The organism is Marinobacter sp. LQ44 (assembly GCF_001447155.2).
Classification (GTDB): Bacteria; Pseudomonadota; Gammaproteobacteria; order Pseudomonadales; family Oleiphilaceae; genus Marinobacter.
Window position 1 is genome coordinate 2,373,951 of sequence record NZ_CP014754.1, and the last position, 15,613, is coordinate 2,389,563.

Here is a 15,613-nt window from a genome sequence, read left to right on the forward strand (position 1 = left end):
ACCCGCAAGGGCAAGGCCGGTTATTCACCGGGACGCGGTTTTTTATTTTGAGATTCACCACCAGATTGGAGCGTACCGCCCCATGAGCCCATTACACGTTGTGATCCTGGCGGCCGGCCAGGGCTCCCGAATGAAATCGGCGCTACCCAAGGTATTACACCCGGTGGCCGGCAAGGCCATGCTGCATCACGTGATTGATACCGCAAAGCAGCTGGGGGCGGAGAAAATTCACACGGTAATCGGCCACGGTGCAGATCGGGTGCGGGCATCACTGCACGAACCCTCGGTGAACTGGGTGATGCAGACCGAGCAACTGGGTACCGGCCATGCCGTGGCCCAGGCCTTGCCGGATCTGCCGGACGACGCCCGGGTACTGGTGCTCTACGGCGATGTGCCGTTGACCCGCAAAGACACCCTCGACGCCATGGTCAGTGACCTGGACGATGGTAATCTGGCCCTGCTGACTGTGGATATGGACAACCCTCACGGCTATGGCCGGATCGTTCGTAACGCCGAGGGCCAGGTGCAGGCGATTGTGGAGCAGAAAGACGCCACCGCCGAGCAGCAAGATATCCAGGAGGTAAACACCGGTATCCTGGCCGTTTCTGCCCGGCACCTGAAAAGCTGGCTACCCACGCTATCCAACAGCAACGCCCAGGGTGAATACTACCTGACCGACATCATCGCTATGGCTGTTGACCATGGCTTGTCCGTCACGGTGTCTCAGCCCCTGAACCCGTTTGAAGTGCAGGGCGTGAATAACCGCCTGCAACTGGCGGAGCTGGAGCGTTGGTACCAGCGCCAGCAGGCAGAAAGGCTGATGACCGAGGGAGCTACCCTGGCAGACCCGGCCCGGGTGGATGTACGCGGTGAGCTGACCATTGGTAACGACCTGTGGATTGATGTGAACGCGGTGTTTGAGGGTAAAGTCAGCCTTGGCAGCAACGTGGTGATCGGTCCGAACTGTGTGATCAAGGATTCCACCATTGCTGATGGCGCTGAAATCAAAGCCAACAGCGTGCTTGAAGGTGCGATTGTAGGCGCCAATGCCCAGATTGGCCCGTTCGCCCGCCTGCGCCCGGGTACCGAACTGGCCGCCAATACCAAGGTGGGCAACTTTGTCGAAACCAAGAAAGCGGTAGTAGGTGAGGGCAGCAAGATCAATCACCTGAGCTACGTGGGCGATGCCTCACTGGGCCGTAACGTGAATGTGGGTGCAGGTACCATCACCTGCAACTATGATGGGGTGAACAAGTTCAAAACCGAGATAGGCGACGGTGTGTTTGTAGGCTCCAACACCTCGCTGGTTGCACCGGTGACGGTGGCGGCCGAGGCTACCATTGGTGCGGGGTCTACCATCACCCGCAACGTCGCGGAAAGCGAACTGGCCGTGGCCCGGGGCAAGCAACGGAATATCGCGGGCTGGGAACGGCCGAAAAAAGCGTAACGATCGATTAACGAACAGGTGACAACAGCATGTGTGGGATTGTAGGAGCGGTATCTGAACGGGACGTCCAGGGTATTTTGCTGGAGGGCCTGCGCCGCCTTGAATACCGGGGTTACGACTCCGCCGGCATGGCCGTGATCAACGGCAAGCCGGAAGTGCAGCGTGCCCGGGAAGTCGGTAAGGTTGCTGCCTTGGCCGATGCCATCAGCGCCAACCCCCTGGCCGGGCATCTCGGTATCGCCCATACCCGCTGGGCCACCCACGGTGAGCCATCCCAGGTGAACGCCCACCCGCACATGTCTGGTGACCGCCTGGCCATTGTCCACAATGGCATCATCGAGAACTATCAGGAACTGCGGGAAGAGCTGAAAGCCGAAGGCTTTGAGTTCACCTCCCAGACCGACACCGAAGTGGTTGCCCATCTGATTGGCAAGAACTACAAGGCCGGCGGCAGGCTTTACGATGCCGTGAAAGCCGCTATCAGCCGCCTGCGCGGTGCCTTTGCCCTGGCGGTCGTCCATGCCGACGAGCCGGACCACCTGGTGGTGTGCCGTGAAGGTAGCCCGCTGGTGGTGGGCGTGGGTATCGGCGAGAACTTCATCGCCTCTGACCAGCTGGCCCTGCTGCCGGTGACCGACCGCTTCATGTTCCTGGAAGAAGGCGATATTGCCGACATCCGCAAAGACAGCATCGAGATCCACGACCGCGAAGGCAATGCGGTAGAGCGCGCTATTACCCGTTTCGAGCACGGTGCCGATTCCGCCGACAAGGGTGAATACCGCCACTACATGCTCAAGGAAATCTACGAGCAGCCGAAAGTGATCAAGGCCACCATGGAAGGCCGGATCACCGACAGCCGGGTACTGGAACAGGCCCTGGGCACCGATGCCGCCAACCTGCTGGAGAACGTGCGCCACGTTCAGATCATCGCCTGCGGAACCTCTTATCATGCCGGCATGGTGGCCCGTTACTGGATTGAAGACCTGGCCGGCGTACCCTGTTCCGTGGAAGTCGCCTCCGAGTTCCGCTATCGCAAACACGTGATCCAGCCGGATACCCTGTTCCTGTGCATTTCCCAGTCCGGCGAAACCGCCGACACCCTGGCGGCCCTGCGCCAGGCCAAGAAAGCCGGGTTCCGCGCGGCGTTGGCCATCTGCAACGTACCGGGCAGTTCCCTGGTGCGGGAATCCGACCTGGTGATCATGACCCAGGCCGGCCCTGAAATCGGTGTAGCCTCCACCAAAGCGTTCACCACCCAGCTCACCGCCTTGCTGATCTTCACCCTGGCCCTGGCCCGCCACAACGGCCTGAATGCCGAGCGGGAAGCCGACATCGTGAAGGCCATTCACCTGTTGCCGGGCCAGGTCAACGATGTACTGGCTCTGGATGGCGAAATCGAGGAGATGTCCAAAGCCTTCATGGACAAGAACCACAGCCTGTTCCTCGGCCGGGGTTCCCAGTACCCGGTGGCCATGGAAGGGGCTCTCAAACTCAAGGAAATTTCCTATATCCACGCCGAAGCCTACCCGGCCGGCGAGCTGAAACACGGCCCCCTGGCCCTGGTAGACAGCGAAATGCCCGTGGTGACCGTGGCCCCCAACAACGACCTGGTGGAAAAGCTGAAGTCCAACCTGGAAGAAGTACGGGCCCGCGGCGGCGAATTGTTTGTATTCGCCGACAAGGCCGCAGACGTGAAGCCGGAAGAGGGCCTGCACGTGATGCAGATTCCCTCGGTACACGAAATCACCGCGCCGATCGTCTACACCGTGCCCCTGCAGTTGCTGTCTTACCACGTGGCGGTGCTCAAGGGCACCGATGTGGACCAGCCGCGCAACCTGGCCAAGAGTGTGACGGTGGAATAATCGCCTGGCTTGGAAAACTGAAAGCCAAGTGGGTTAACGAAAACAGGGTTGAAACGCTGGCGGTAACAGCCGCATTTCAACCCTGTCCACGTCATCCTCAGAAGGTCACGCCCAGGGTCAGCCAGAGTTTGTTGGTGTCCACTTTGCCGGCGGCACTGTCACCGGCGGAGTACCGGGCGTACTTGATGCCCGCAGTGTAGTGTTCAGCAAAGCCTCGGTTGTAAGCCACGCCCCATTCGTCGCCCAGGTCATCCACGGCCGGGGTTGATTCGTTGGCACTGAAGTCATGATAGACAAACGCCCATCGACCACCCGCGAGAGCGCCAGATACCGTCAGCGAAATATCTTCCAGGCCACCAGCCGGTGTTGCCAGGAACTGGTCCGTCCAGCCGTTGAATGCGTGTAGCGTGGCCAGCGGCGTGGCGAATCCATAATTACCATCGTCGGAGCCCAGGACCTCATAGGTCAGGGCAATGGTGATGCCTTTAACGCCCGCCCCCGCCTTCAGCGAGTAATAGTCAGCGTCAAACTCGGTGGCGCCGGATTTGGCTTCCTGCCTGGCGTATTCGGCGGCGTAGATCAGTTTTACTGATTCCAGGTCGTAATCACCCGCAAACCGCAGACCCACGGTATCCAGGCCGTTGTTTGTGCCGTCGTCCACTTCCAGCAGATAGGCATAGGCGCTGAGCTTGCCGAAGCCGGTCTGATAGCCCAGGTTCAGCAGGTGATCTTTGGTGGCCAGGTCCTGAGCCTCCGCAAAGATCCGATTGCGCTGGTTGAGATAGGCATAGTCCAGCGTCAGCAGGCTCGTGGGTGCATAGGTCAGGCGCACGCCATCAAAGGTCTGCCGGTCCTGTCGCCAGCCGACATGACCCACATGGCGCTGATTGTCATAGACAATGACCTGGCGACCGGCGCGCGCAGTGACGTCGCCGCCGCTGTATTGCAGGTAAGCCTGATCGACTTCGGTGGTCTCCGGATCGGCAATGACCGAATAATCGGTATTTTTACCCTGAGTGTTGTTGTAATCGTCCAGGCCCATCACCGTGCGGGAATCCTCAAACTCCAGAACTCCGGTCACGCCATGGTAGCTGCCGGTGGTGTAGCCCAGCCGGGTGCGGATGGTCAGGGCATCGGCGTCTTTGAGGGCGTTGTCCTGATCCACCGCCTCATACCGCAAACGGACATCGCCGGAGACTTGCCCGTTGCTCAGGGCATCGTGCAGGGAGTGTTCCGCTGCCAGCGCGGGAGTGGCCAGCGCCAGGGAGCCCAGCATACAGGCCGAATGTCGGATCAATCGTGCTTTCATAGTTGCTTCCTTTTCCGTTAATGACAAAACGTTCTGTTGGCCGGTTGATGCCGGAGTTGGTATCGGCGACGGATCGCAGGGGTCAGGCCGCCTGGCTTTGATTAGACGAGCCGACCGTCAGATGACAGATCGATTGATCGCCCAGGCATTGCTCCATCACCAGTTGGTCGGGCGTGTCGTGAACGGTCTTCCAGGTTCCCTCAGCCGAAGGTTGACCGCGCAGAACCACCGGCATGGCTCGGGTTTTCAGCCTGATCACCGGCGGGTTATGTTCATAGGTCACGGCATCCAGGCCCATGACCGCATGGGCAATCGCTTGTGCCTGATGTTTGATCGGTTCGATAAAGCGGCAAGGCATGCCGTCGATACTGATGCAATCGCCGAGCGCATAAATGTCCGGGTCACTGGTACGCAGTGTGTGTGGATCGACCGCAAGGCCCCGTTGAAACTGCAGGCCGGCGTGACGGGCCAGCCGGTTATCGGTGGCCAGGCCTGTCGCTGCCACAACGTGATCGACTTCAAGGGGCTGGCCCACCTGGCGGGTGATTGAGCGCTTGCCATTGTCGTGTGCGGCCACGCCGGTCACATCCACGCCGCCAAGGTAGCTGATGCCGAGTTGGGTAAAGCTGCTGACCAGGCGGGACGCGGCCTTGTCGGGCAGCAGCCCGGCCAACGGTGCGTTATTGCGGTCGAGCAGGGTGACCGTGTGCCCGGCGCGGGCAAAGTCCTCGGCCAGTTCACAGCCGATCATGCCGGCGCCGACAATAGCGATGGACTGTTTACCCTGCGCCAGCGCCTGTTGCAGTCCAGACCACCCGGCCAGATCATTGACCCGCCAACACAGGGGCGCCGGCAGTTGCGCCGGCAGTATCGGTTGCGCGCCCTGGGCCAGCACCAGCTGGGTGTAGTTGAGCGATCCGCGGGTTGTGCGTAATTGCTTTAACGTCGGGCTCAAGCCAACCGCAAAGGTTTGCGCCATCAGCTGGACACCAAGCCGTTGTGCGGCCTGGTAACCGGTTTCCCGCACCAGCGTGGTTTTATCCGCGCCGCGACTGATAGCCACCGAAAGCTCGGGCTTGTGATAGGTATCGCCACTGCAAGCCGTGACCAGGGTGATGGGAACCGTGGCGTCCAGTGCGCGCAGCGCTTCCACAGTGGACCAGCCGGCAATGCCGGCGCCAATCACCACCACGCCGGGTTTGCGGTTGAAGTGCATCGGCTGATCGCAAACCGTGATTTCCTGCCGTTTCAATAGCTCGAAATCGGTCTTGGTGACGCCGCACAGCGGGCATTCCCAATCGTCCGGAATGTCTTCAAAGCGGGTGCCCGGCGCCAGACCGCTGTCCGGGTCGCCTTGCTCCTCGTCATAGATCAGCCCGCAGGCGAGGCAAATGTATTGTCGCCAGGGCGTGGTTTGATCGACACTTTGCTCACTCATGCCGGCACCTCTGCACGCATCTGTTTGGCCATCTCCCAGCGCAGGTGTTTGAGGGCCGGTGTAACGATGGCGACGAAATGGGCCTCGCGTATGCGGCGTTGGGGTGCCGATGTCATCAGGTAACCGCGCGCGCCTTGATGCAGTAGCGCCGATTGGGACGCCTTAAGCGCCATTTCGGAACCCCGGGCGCGCAGATCCAGTACGTCCAGCAGGAAGTCTTTGCTGCCATCAAACGGGGTTTCGGCGAGTTTGGCGGCCTGAGCTTTGATGTCGTCAAATTCCGCCTGCAGCTCGTCCGGGCGGTCATGCAGATACTGGTTCACATGGCCAAGGGAGGGCTCCACCTCGCGGGCAGAGTCAATCGAACCCTGAATAACGCCAGTGGCCATGCCCACCTGTAACAGGATGAACGCTGTGCGAACGCGCTGAATAAAGGGCCGCACCGGATCGGCAATCATCTGATCCTCACTGACGAAATAGTCGACCAGAGGAACCGCCCAGGTGCTGGTGCCTTCCATCCCGGAAAACTCCGGGCATTTTCTGAGCGTTACCCGCTCATCCAGGTCCAGCAGAAACATGATCTCGTGGGAGCGACTGCCATCCTCCCGGTCGACCGCGGCGATAACGCCACAGTACTGCCCCGGAGCAATGTGGCTGACCCAGGGCAAGGTACCGTTAACCCGATAACCACCCGGTACTTTTTTGGCTTTCAGCGCCATCTTTTCGATACCGGTGAAGGCTTTCATCGGATTGGACAGGGCGGTTCCGCCGAAGGTTCTACCGGCGGCGTGGTCTGGCAAGCGGGCCAACAAAGCCGGATTGCCGGATTGCTCCATGTAGAGCCCGCAAACGTCGTGGCACCAGGTCATGAAACCGGTGGAGCCGCAGTGCCGGCTGATCTCATGCATGGAGTCGATGGCCAGGCCATAGCGAGAGCCGTACTGGTCGAGATGGCCGGCAAACGCGCCGGCCTGACCGAGTTTTGCCATGATATCGATCGGATAATAGCCCTCGTGATCGATACGGTAGGCGGCGGGAGCAAGCTGCTCCCGGGCTATCTGGCTGACATCCGCCAGCACCTGGACATCGTCTGCCCAGGGAAGAGCAATTGAGGGTGATACAGCAGCGCTGTTCATGGCTTACCTCTGGAGTCCGGGGGTGGGCTTATTCCATCAGGCTGATGCTGAACGGGATCGGATTGCGCATGGTGTTGGCCACCGGCGAGAAGTAGTTGGCGTGGCGGACGATTTCATCCAGCTCTTCACGCGTGGCGTCGCCTTCAACCAGTACCTTCACGCGGATATCCTGAAAGCCCATGTCTTCGGGTTTCTTTTCGGCGCCGCCGGCACCCCAGGCGGCCGGATTGCCGATGTCGCCTTCCAGGAAGATTTCCAGTTTGCTGAGTTTGATCTGCTTCCAGGTGGCAACGGCGGTAATGCCGACGGCCAGGCAGCCGCCCAGGCCAGACAGAACAATTTCGCCCGGGGCCGGGGCGGTATCTTCACCGAACAGGTGCAGGGGCTCGTCTACCACCACTTCGTGTTGATTGATGTGGCTGACGGTGCGGTACTGGCCATCGGTAACCGTGTGAACCTTGTTGGTGCCGCGAGTGGCCGGGTTGTTACGGCCTTTTTCTGCAAAGGCGAGCAAGCCGTCACGATCAATCGGGCGAAGGTAAGCGGTTACGGTTTCTGGTTGGCTGGCAGTGGCTGTAGTCATGATGTGCTCCGGTTGGGTTTGTCAGATCTGCCCGTTGTGTCCTGAGACGTTCGGGCTTGTATCTGTACCAGAGCAGCTTGTGTGCCACCTTCTGAAATATGCTATTAATCTGTTTAAAAACAAAAAGATAAAATTAGTTTGTCGAGGTCGATGGTCGCTTGGCTCTTGCCTTTGTCAGGTATCAAAATCCGACAATGTCAGACATTGTCGGGGCCTGGCTCCGCTCCATTGTTCATGTTCAGCTTCTCCAGTCGGTACCGGAATTGTCGGGGTGTCATGCCCAGCAGAGCCGCTGCCCGGGTTTTATTGCCGCCGGTTTGCTGCAGGGCGTCGGTCAGTTCACTGGCCTCGTCCGCCCGCACCCAGCTGTAAGGGCGCCCGGGCCCGGGACTGCTTGTGTTTTGGGCCCCGCCGCTGCCCGGTGCTATCGCGCTGTTGAACGACGTCGGGCCGGCGGGATCCGCAGAGCTCTGCTGGCCGGCCTCAAGGTGCCGGCTGATGGTGGATTCCTGGCGCAGGATCGCTTCAATGTCCATGATGCTGATGGTGCCGTCTTCGGCCATCAGCACGGCCCGTTTGATGACGTTTTCCAGCTGGCGGATATTGCCGGGCCAACTGTAACTTTCCAGGCGCTCCATCACGCCATTGCCCAGCAGGGTATAGCGGCCGTACTCCCGGTTGGCACTTAACAGGAAATGCCGGGCCAGAATGCGCACATCGCCCTCCCGGCTTCGTAACGGGGGCAGGTGGATTGGGAACACGTTGAGCCGATAGAACAGATCGAGGCGAAACTCACCCCGGTTGACCGCATCCTGCAGATTTTTATGGGTAGCGGTGACGATTCGGACATCGACCGGTATGTCTTTGTTACCCCCGACGCGCTGGATCACCTGGCCTTCCAGAACCCGCAGCAGTTTGGGCTGCAATTCCAGGTTCAGGTCGCCGATTTCGTCCAGAAACAGGGTGCCACCACTGGCCAGCTCGATCTTGCCGGGTTTGGTGGCAGACGCGCCGGTGAATGCGCCCCGCTCGTGGCCAAACAGCTCGGATTCCAGCAATTGATCGGGAATGGCCGCGCAGTTGATGGCGAGGAAGGGTTGCTCCTTACGGGCGCTATTCAGGTGCAAGATCTGGGAAAAGCGCTCCTTTCCGGTGCCGGATTCGCCCGTGAGCAATACCGTCACCTGGGTTTTGGCCACCCGGGTTACCTGAAGCAATGCATCCTGCACCGCCCGGCTGTCGCCGAGTATGCCGTGATTGGTTTGCTGGTTTTGCAGGGCGTCTTTCAGCTCCTGGTTTTCAGCCTGGAGGTGGTTGGTACGCTCTTCAATGAGGGAATTAATCTTGATGATCTGGGCAATAAAGGTCGCCAGAATCCTCAGGATAACCAGATCGGCACTGAACGATCTGGGCCGCATGCGCAGCCGGTTGACCGCCAGCACACCCACGGGGGTATTGCCCTCCAGGATGGGAATGGCGATGTAGGCCACCACCCCGTCTGGCAGGGTCATCCGGTCGACCGCCCGGAACAGGTAGCCGGGCTCCTCATCGATGTTCTGAACCACCGCCAGCTGGCCCTGGCGCATTACCCGGCCGGTGATGCCCTCTTCAAAGCTGTACACGCCGCGCTTCCGCTCTTCGGGGGTCAGGCCGTAGCTGTATTGAATGTGCAGAGCGCTGTCGTCCGGTGTCGACAGCAGTACCCGGCCCCGGTTGAGGCCCAGCATTTGCGACATCAGGCGCAGTATGCCGGTGATCGCAGATTCGGGAGAGCCGGAGTGGCCGATCAGTTTGGCGGCCTCTTGCACAACCGTAAGGTCGGTCTCGGCCTTGATGACATCACTTTCGAGTGGTGACGAGAGATTTTCCATGAGCAGTATGCCATTCCAGGACATTGTCAGAGATTGATACAGCAATCTCTGTGCCTGATTGTCCGTTGGACTGACATTGTCGCTTTCATAACAGAACAAGGCCGCCCCTGAGGACGGCCTTGTTCCGGGCGACTCAACCGTTATTCTACGTGCCAGTTAAAGCGTTTTATCAGCAGGCTACAGATGGAGTCCAACCCGTAGCCGATCAGGCCAATGACTACCACGATAGCGGCCAGCGTATCGTAGGAGAGGGTATCCCGGGCATCGTTGATGGCGTAACCGAGGCCGCTGGTGACGCCCAGATACTCCGCCGGTACCAGTACCACCCAGGCCACGCCAACGGCCAGCCGGATGCCGGCGAGCACATCACTCATGATCGCAGGCATGATGATGCGTCGCAGCATGTGCAGTTCCGAGGCGCCCAGGTTGCGGGCGACTTTAAACCAGTTGGGATCGATCCGGCGCACGCCGTGGGCGGTCGAGAAGATGATCGGCCAGACCGCTGCCATCACGATCAGGAAGATAATGGCCGAATCCCAGGTAGGGAAGGCCAGAACCGCGATCGGCATCCAGGCCAGGGGGCTGATCATCCGCAGGAACTGAAACGGCACATTGGCAATCTTCATGGCACTGCCCACGTAGCCGATCAGCACGCCGACCGGCACCCCGATAACAATCCCCCAGAACAAGCCATAGAGAATCCGATACAGGCTGGACAGGACGGTGGGCCAGATAGCACCACTGGCCACAAGACCATAAAGCGCGTGGAAGGTAGGTGCCGGGGCAAAGTTGGCGAACGCCCACATGTCTGGGTCATTGGCCACCAGGTAGCCGCCGAACCACCAGGCGGCCAGCAGACTGGTGATGCCCAGGGCCGGGTAGCGCAGGCTGCTGAGCATGCTTAGCAGCGGACTGAGCCCGTTGAAGCCGGATGACGGTGCGTTCAGGGCAGAGGAGGTTTTGGTACTCATAGTTTGACCACCTCTTCCCGATCAAACGGGTTGTCTGCGTCAAAGCCCGGCGCGTCTTTCCAGCCGGGGTGTTTATCCATGGCCGCTTTGACAAAGCGGTAGTCCACCAGGTCATCCACCACAAAGTCTGGGTCCAGGTCCTGCAGGAAGGTGGTATCGCCACCGACCAGGGTCTGCTTCAGCTCGTTGACGATAAGCCGGGTGGCGGAAGGGAACGGCCACGGCTGGAAGTCGATGCGTCCGCTGCCCCAGTTGGCGTTCTGAATCGCGTTGGGATCGGCGTAGCTTTCCTGGTCATAGAGCGTCATCGCCTGTTCAACCACATTGGCCGCCATGGGCAGATAGCCCTTACCATCGCGCGACAACAGGTGAGCGACTTCTTTCTTGTTCTGCTGGGAATAGATCTGGGCTTTAACAATCGCGTTCATCACCTTCTGGGTCCACACCGGGTTGGCGTTAACCTGGTTCTCGTTCATGCAGACCACGCAGCATGGGTGATTGCGCCAGATATCCCCGGTGAAACGCAGCATCTTGCCGCCGGCCAGCATTTCGCCCACCGCATTGAAGGGTTCCGCGACAATAAAGGCGTCGATCTTCCGGGCCGCCAACGCGGGGGGCATATCCGGCGGCGGCATGATCTGCAGGTTCACCTCGTTGGGCGCCAGGGTCTCGCTTTGCGACTTGATGACCGGTGTCAGCCCGGCGTGGCGCAAGCCCATCTGCAGCACAATGTTGTGCATGGAGTACCAGTAGGGCACCGCAACCTGTTTGCCGCCAAGATCCGCAAAGCTTTTGGCATCGGTATGGCGACCAACCACCAGGCCCGAGCCGTTCAGGTGCGCCCACGACATGATCTTCACCGGGAAGTTGTTGTTGTAGCGCATCCAGATCGGAATCGGCTTAAGGAAATGCACCAGATTGAATCGGCCTGCGGCAAACCCCTCCACAAGCGGTGACCAGCCACGGATCAGTGTGGGCGGTTCGGTTTTCAGGCCTTCCTCTTCGAAAAAGCCTTTGGCGTGGGCCACCAGCAGAACAGTGGCATCGGTGATGGGCAGGTAACCGATACGCACGACTTCATCGGCCGGAGGTTGGATACTGCCCCAGGCAGCCGTGCTGGCGGACATCCCGAACGCAGCGGCCAGGCCGCCAAGGGCCAAGCTGTCGAGCATGAAATCCCGCCGGCTCATTTCGTGTTCCTGGAGGTATTCCTGATCGGATTGCCTGGTGGTGGGCTTGTTGCGTTTCGGCTTTTTCATCGTGTCTTCCTCATTAAGATTGGGCGTTTTCAGGCGGCGCTTTCGGCTTTCGAGTCGGCGGGTTGGCTGGACTGGGCATCCCGTCCGGACAAGCCGGTGTCGGTGCCTTTGAATTGCTGCATCAGTTCGTCGCGCAAGGTCTGAAACCCGACATCCATGTGCCGGCGAGGCCAGGGCAGCTTGACCGGAAGTTCACTGACGATTCGCCCCGGGTTTTGAGACATCACGAGCACCCGGTCCGCCATGGTGATGGCTTCATCAATATCGTGGGTGACGATCACCATGGTGATGCCGCGCTCGCGACAAATAGCGGGCACCTCCTCCTGAAGGGCAGAGCGGGTGAACGCGTCCAGTGCAGAGAACGGCTCATCCAGAAGCAGCACCTCGGGGTTGGTGGCCAAAGATCTTGCCAGTGCAACCCGTTGTTGCTGCCCGCCAGAGAGGCTCTGAACGTTTTCCTTTTTCTTGTCGTGCAGGCCCACCATGTCGAGCAGCGCATCAACCTGCCTGGTCGCTTCGCGCTTGGAGTGGCCTGCGAACAACAGGCCCAGAGCGGCGTTTTCCTGAACGGTCATCCAGGGGTACAAAGAGGCTTTCTGGAACATCATGTTCCACTTGGCACTGGGCGAGGATATCTGGTGACCGTTGACCCGCACGCAGCCTTCCGACGGAATCAGCAGCCCGGCCAGCATATGCAGCAGCGTCGACTTGCCGCAGCCGCTACGGCCGATAAGAGCCGTCATCTGACCCGGCTCAATTCGGGCGTCGATGTCTTTCAAGGTAGGTTCGGCTGAGGGTGAAAACCTGTGGGTGACGTAGTCGATCGACAGTGATGCGCCCATGTCTTTGCTCCGATTCAAAGAAATATTGACCTGAACCTAAGCAGTATGTGTGCCACCAAAATTAAGCTAATAAAATCAATAATTTGTGATTTTTTCCGAAGATTGTCACCGGTTGCTTGTTGTTGCCAATGTCGGACAATGGCAAGGATTATTCGCCATTGCTGAGCTTTGCTCAGATAGACGGATGGTGGAGGACGTGGCTTGGGCAGTAATGGCATCAGTGATGAGTTGGGGATTGCCCGGCATTTAGGTCTTTTTCTGATCGGGGCTCGTGTAAAAAACTGGTGATTTACTCTATAATCTCGGCCCTGTCCCGGGGCGCGCGTACCCCCATATACGCCTAATTACTGACCTGATTGCTACCTTCTGGCCATTACCCGGTGCACAAATATCAAGGAAGATTGCGGCCCTCTGCCGCATACTTTCATGGCGTCCACCCCTCAGAAGAATAGAGCAATGCCTACCACCGTGCTGTCTGGCTTTACCCATAACTTTCTTGGCAAAGCGCCTGTCTGGTACAAGCAAGTTATCCTGCTTTTTCTGATTGCCAATCCCATCGTAATGTACGTGTTCGGGCCGGGTGTGACAGGCTGGCTGTTGATTGCCGAGTTCATCTTTACACTCGCCATGGCGTTGAAATGCTACCCGCTGCTACCGGGTGGATTGCTGGCAGTCGAGGCATTGCTGATCGGGCTGACCACGGCAGACGCCGTGTACCATGAGGTTCTGGTGAACTTCCCGGTGATTCTGCTGCTGATGTTCATGGTGGCGGGCATCTACTTCATGAAAGACCTGCTGCTGGTGACTTTTACCCAGATTTTGGTGGGGGTTCGCTCCAAGTCGGCGTTGTCGTTATTGTTCTGCAGTGCCGCCGCCTTGCTCTCTGCGTTTCTGGATGCTTTGACGGTGACCGCCGTCATCATCAGCGTGGCGGTGGGCTTTTTCTCGGTTTACCACAAAGTGGCTTCTGGCAAAGGCTACCAGCAAAGAGATCACAACGCTGGCAGCGATGAAGAAGTGATCGAGCTGCACCGGGAAGACCTGGAAAACTTCCGGGCGTTTCTGCGTAGCCTGTTGATGCATGGGGCCATAGGTACCGCACTGGGTGGTGTTGCCACCATGGTAGGTGAGCCCCAGAATTTGCTGATTGCCAAGGTAGTCGGGTGGGATTTCGTTGGCTTCTTTCTACACATGGCGCCAGTCAGCGTACCGGTGTTTTTTGCCGGTTTGGCAACTTGTTGGGCGTTGGAGAAGCTGCGCTGGTTCGGCTACGGCGGACGCCTGCCCAAGCCGGTTCGCCAGGTGCTGGAAGAGTTCGCAAAGAACGAGCGGGCCCGCCGCACCAAAGCCGACCAGGCATCCCTGTGGATTCAGGCCATCGCTGCCGCCATTCTGGTGATCGGTCTGGCGTTTCACATTGCGGAAGTGGGCCTGATTGGCCTGTTGGTGATCATCCTGATTACCTCGTTTACCGGCGTCACAGACGAGCACCAGATTGGCAAAGCCTTCCAGGAATCCCTGCCGTTCACTTCTCTGCTGGTAGTGTTCTTCGCCGTGGTGGCGGTGATTCATGAGCAGCATCTGTTCAAACCGATCATCGATTACGTACTCAGCCTGCCGGAGCACCAGCAGCCGGGCATGTTCTTTATTGCCAACGGCCTGTTGTCGATGATCAGTGATAACGTGTTCGTGGCGACGGTGTACATCAGCGAGGTCAAGCAGGCGCTGGATGCCGGCGCCATCAGCTATGAGCACTTCCAGACCCTGGCGGTTTCCATCAACACCGGCACTAACCTGCCCAGCGTGGCAACTCCTAATGGCCAGGCGGCGTTTCTGTTTCTGCTGACTTCCGCCATCGCGCCATTGGTGCGGCTGTCGTACGGCAAAATGGTGATCATGGCGTTTCCGTACACCATCGTGATGGGGGGAGTGGGTCTGTACATGGTGACCCATTCATTCTGAGTACACGTTTTTTAACGTTTGGCCCCACAGTGTTTCGCCTATCTGTTACTCTCTAGGGAAACAGATAACGATAAGCGGTATACATGCGCAGTTGCCAACGTTACTCCACTGATCTGCCTCGTGGCGCCTGGGCGCTGACGGGGCTTTTTGTTGTTCTGGTCGGACTTTTCTATACCGCTCTGGTTCATGCTGACGACCAGAATCCATATAGCATGAAGGCCGTGCGAGTTGCCTATGTGGAGTTTCCGCCCATCACCTACCGCACAGCTGAGGGTGAACCAGCGGGTGAGTTTGTGGAGATTACCAGGAAGGTTGCCGCTGAGGCCGGCTACGAGCTGGAATTCATCTATCTGCCTGTGGCACGTACCTACCTCTACCTGAAAGACGGCACCGTTGACCTCTGGTTGGGATTATCTGCCACGCCAGTATTGAAAGAGGCGGTTCTGGAAAGCTGGATCAGCCCGATTCCCGTGGAGTTGAGTGCCTGGTATCGCCAAGACACAGAACCGCTTGAACACATGGACCAGTTGCATGGCAGCATGGTGATATTGATCGGTGGCTACACCTATGGAGGCCTTAGGTACTGGTTAGAAGACCAGCCAGACATTCGCATCACCGAGGCGCCGAACCATCGCTCGGCGGTGGACATGCTGAAACGAAAGCGGGGTGATTACCTGCTCGATTACCGCCAACCGGTGCGAGAAATCCTGACCCACCCCTCAGATGCCATTATCCGGGAATCGGAAGTACGAAGCCGCAACAGCGCCTGGATGTTCTCGCTGGCCAGCTCCCGGGCCGCCATTCTTCGAGAGGCGTTTGATGATGCCTATCTGCGGTTGGCCGAGCGTGGTGAGGTGCCGCCGGTGCGCCGATTCGAGAAAACCTTTGTATTGCCGGGGTTTCCTGACGAGTATCGTTGAGTGATTAAGACGG

Annotated in this window: 12 protein-coding genes; 4 read left to right on the plus strand and 8 right to left on the minus strand. The window is 58.9% G+C overall.

Going from position 1 to position 15,613, the window contains the following annotated elements:
- The first annotated feature begins 82 nt into the window (after positions 1-82).
- The gene (glmU, locus tag ASQ50_RS10960) at positions 83-1,447 is read left to right on the plus strand and encodes a bifunctional UDP-N-acetylglucosamine diphosphorylase/glucosamine-1-phosphate N-acetyltransferase GlmU (protein WP_058090899.1); all 1,365 of its coding nucleotides are present in this window, start codon (positions 83-85) and stop codon (positions 1,445-1,447) included.
- Positions 1,448-1,476: 29 nt separating this feature from the next.
- On the plus strand, positions 1,477-3,309 hold the full coding sequence (gene glmS / locus ASQ50_RS10965) for a glutamine--fructose-6-phosphate transaminase (isomerizing) (RefSeq protein ID WP_058090898.1): 1,833 nt from the start codon (positions 1,477-1,479) through the stop codon (positions 3,307-3,309).
- 97 nt (positions 3,310-3,406) lie between these two features.
- Here the strand turns inward: glmS and ASQ50_RS10970 are convergent, their stop codons facing one another.
- From ASQ50_RS10970 to ASQ50_RS11005, 8 genes are all read right to left on the minus strand, one after another.
- Entirely contained in the window at positions 3,407-4,618 is a 1,212-nt protein-coding gene (locus tag ASQ50_RS10970) for an alginate export family protein (protein WP_058090897.1), read from the minus strand.
- 82 nt (positions 4,619-4,700) lie between these two features.
- On the minus strand, positions 4,701-6,056 hold the full coding sequence (locus ASQ50_RS10975; protein ID WP_058090896.1) for an FAD-dependent oxidoreductase: 1,356 nt from the start codon (positions 6,054-6,056) through the stop codon (positions 4,701-4,703).
- Positions 6,053-7,192 (minus strand): acyl-CoA dehydrogenase family protein, encoded by a 1,140-nt coding sequence (locus tag ASQ50_RS10980; protein WP_058090895.1) that lies wholly within the window; start codon positions 7,190-7,192, stop codon positions 6,053-6,055. Before ASQ50_RS10980 ends, ASQ50_RS10975 begins: the two co-directional genes overlap by 4 nt.
- A 28-nt stretch (positions 7,193-7,220) precedes the next feature.
- Complete coding sequence (locus tag ASQ50_RS10985) at positions 7,221-7,775, minus strand: OsmC family protein (protein ID WP_058090894.1); 555 nt, start codon at positions 7,773-7,775, stop codon at positions 7,221-7,223.
- A 197-nt stretch (positions 7,776-7,972) separates the two neighbouring features.
- Entirely contained in the window at positions 7,973-9,646 is a 1,674-nt protein-coding gene (locus ASQ50_RS10990; protein WP_156510002.1) for a sigma-54 interaction domain-containing protein, read from the minus strand.
- Positions 9,647-9,786: 140 nt separating this feature from the next.
- On the minus strand, positions 9,787-10,617 hold the full coding sequence (locus ASQ50_RS10995) for an ABC transporter permease (RefSeq protein ID WP_058090893.1): 831 nt from the start codon (positions 10,615-10,617) through the stop codon (positions 9,787-9,789).
- Positions 10,614-11,876: an ABC transporter substrate-binding protein gene (locus ASQ50_RS11000; RefSeq protein ID WP_058090892.1), complete on the minus strand. Its 1,263-nt coding sequence runs from the start codon at positions 11,874-11,876 to the stop codon at positions 10,614-10,616. The genes ASQ50_RS10995 and ASQ50_RS11000 overlap by 4 nt, the downstream gene beginning before the upstream one ends.
- Positions 11,877-11,905: 29 nt before the next feature.
- A complete protein-coding gene (locus ASQ50_RS11005) occupies positions 11,906-12,718 on the minus strand; it encodes an ABC transporter ATP-binding protein (RefSeq protein WP_058090891.1) in 813 nt (270 codons plus the stop codon).
- Between the two features lie 456 nt (positions 12,719-13,174).
- On the opposite strand from ASQ50_RS11005, the gene nhaB reads away from it, so the two are divergent.
- Together nhaB and ASQ50_RS11015 are read left to right on the plus strand one after the other, a co-directional pair.
- Positions 13,175-14,680 (plus strand): sodium/proton antiporter NhaB, encoded by a 1,506-nt coding sequence (gene nhaB, locus ASQ50_RS11010; protein WP_058090890.1) that lies wholly within the window; start codon positions 13,175-13,177, stop codon positions 14,678-14,680.
- Positions 14,681-14,763: 83 nt separating this feature from the next.
- Positions 14,764-15,600 (plus strand): substrate-binding periplasmic protein, encoded by an 837-nt coding sequence (locus ASQ50_RS11015; RefSeq protein WP_058090889.1) that lies wholly within the window; start codon positions 14,764-14,766, stop codon positions 15,598-15,600.
- Positions 15,601-15,613 lie beyond the last annotated feature (13 nt).

Excerpts from the sequence above, each read along its gene's own strand:
- glmU (WP_058090899.1), top strand. The coding sequence starts at position 83 with ATGAGCCCATTACACGTTGTGATCCTGGCGGCCGGCCAGGGCTCCCGA.
- glmS (WP_058090898.1), top strand. The coding sequence starts at position 1,477 with ATGTGTGGGATTGTAGGAGCGGTATCTGAACGGGACGTCCAGGGTATT.
- ASQ50_RS10970 (WP_058090897.1), bottom strand. The coding sequence starts at position 4,618 with ATGAAAGCACGATTGATCCGACATTCGGCCTGTATGCTGGGCTCCCTG.
- ASQ50_RS10975 (WP_058090896.1), bottom strand. The coding sequence starts at position 6,056 with ATGAGTGAGCAAAGTGTCGATCAAACCACGCCCTGGCGACAATACATT.
- ASQ50_RS10980 (WP_058090895.1), bottom strand. The coding sequence starts at position 7,192 with ATGAACAGCGCTGCTGTATCACCCTCAATTGCTCTTCCCTGGGCAGAC.
- ASQ50_RS10985 (WP_058090894.1), bottom strand. The coding sequence starts at position 7,775 with ATGACTACAGCCACTGCCAGCCAACCAGAAACCGTAACCGCTTACCTT.
- ASQ50_RS10990 (WP_156510002.1), bottom strand. The coding sequence starts at position 9,646 with ATGGAAAATCTCTCGTCACCACTCGAAAGTGATGTCATCAAGGCCGAG.
- ASQ50_RS10995 (WP_058090893.1), bottom strand. The coding sequence starts at position 10,617 with ATGAGTACCAAAACCTCCTCTGCCCTGAACGCACCGTCATCCGGCTTC.
- ASQ50_RS11000 (WP_058090892.1), bottom strand. The coding sequence starts at position 11,876 with ATGAAAAAGCCGAAACGCAACAAGCCCACCACCAGGCAATCCGATCAG.
- ASQ50_RS11005 (WP_058090891.1), bottom strand. The coding sequence starts at position 12,718 with ATGGGCGCATCACTGTCGATCGACTACGTCACCCACAGGTTTTCACCC.
- nhaB (WP_058090890.1), top strand. The coding sequence starts at position 13,175 with ATGCCTACCACCGTGCTGTCTGGCTTTACCCATAACTTTCTTGGCAAA.
- ASQ50_RS11015 (WP_058090889.1), top strand. The coding sequence starts at position 14,764 with ATGCGCAGTTGCCAACGTTACTCCACTGATCTGCCTCGTGGCGCCTGG.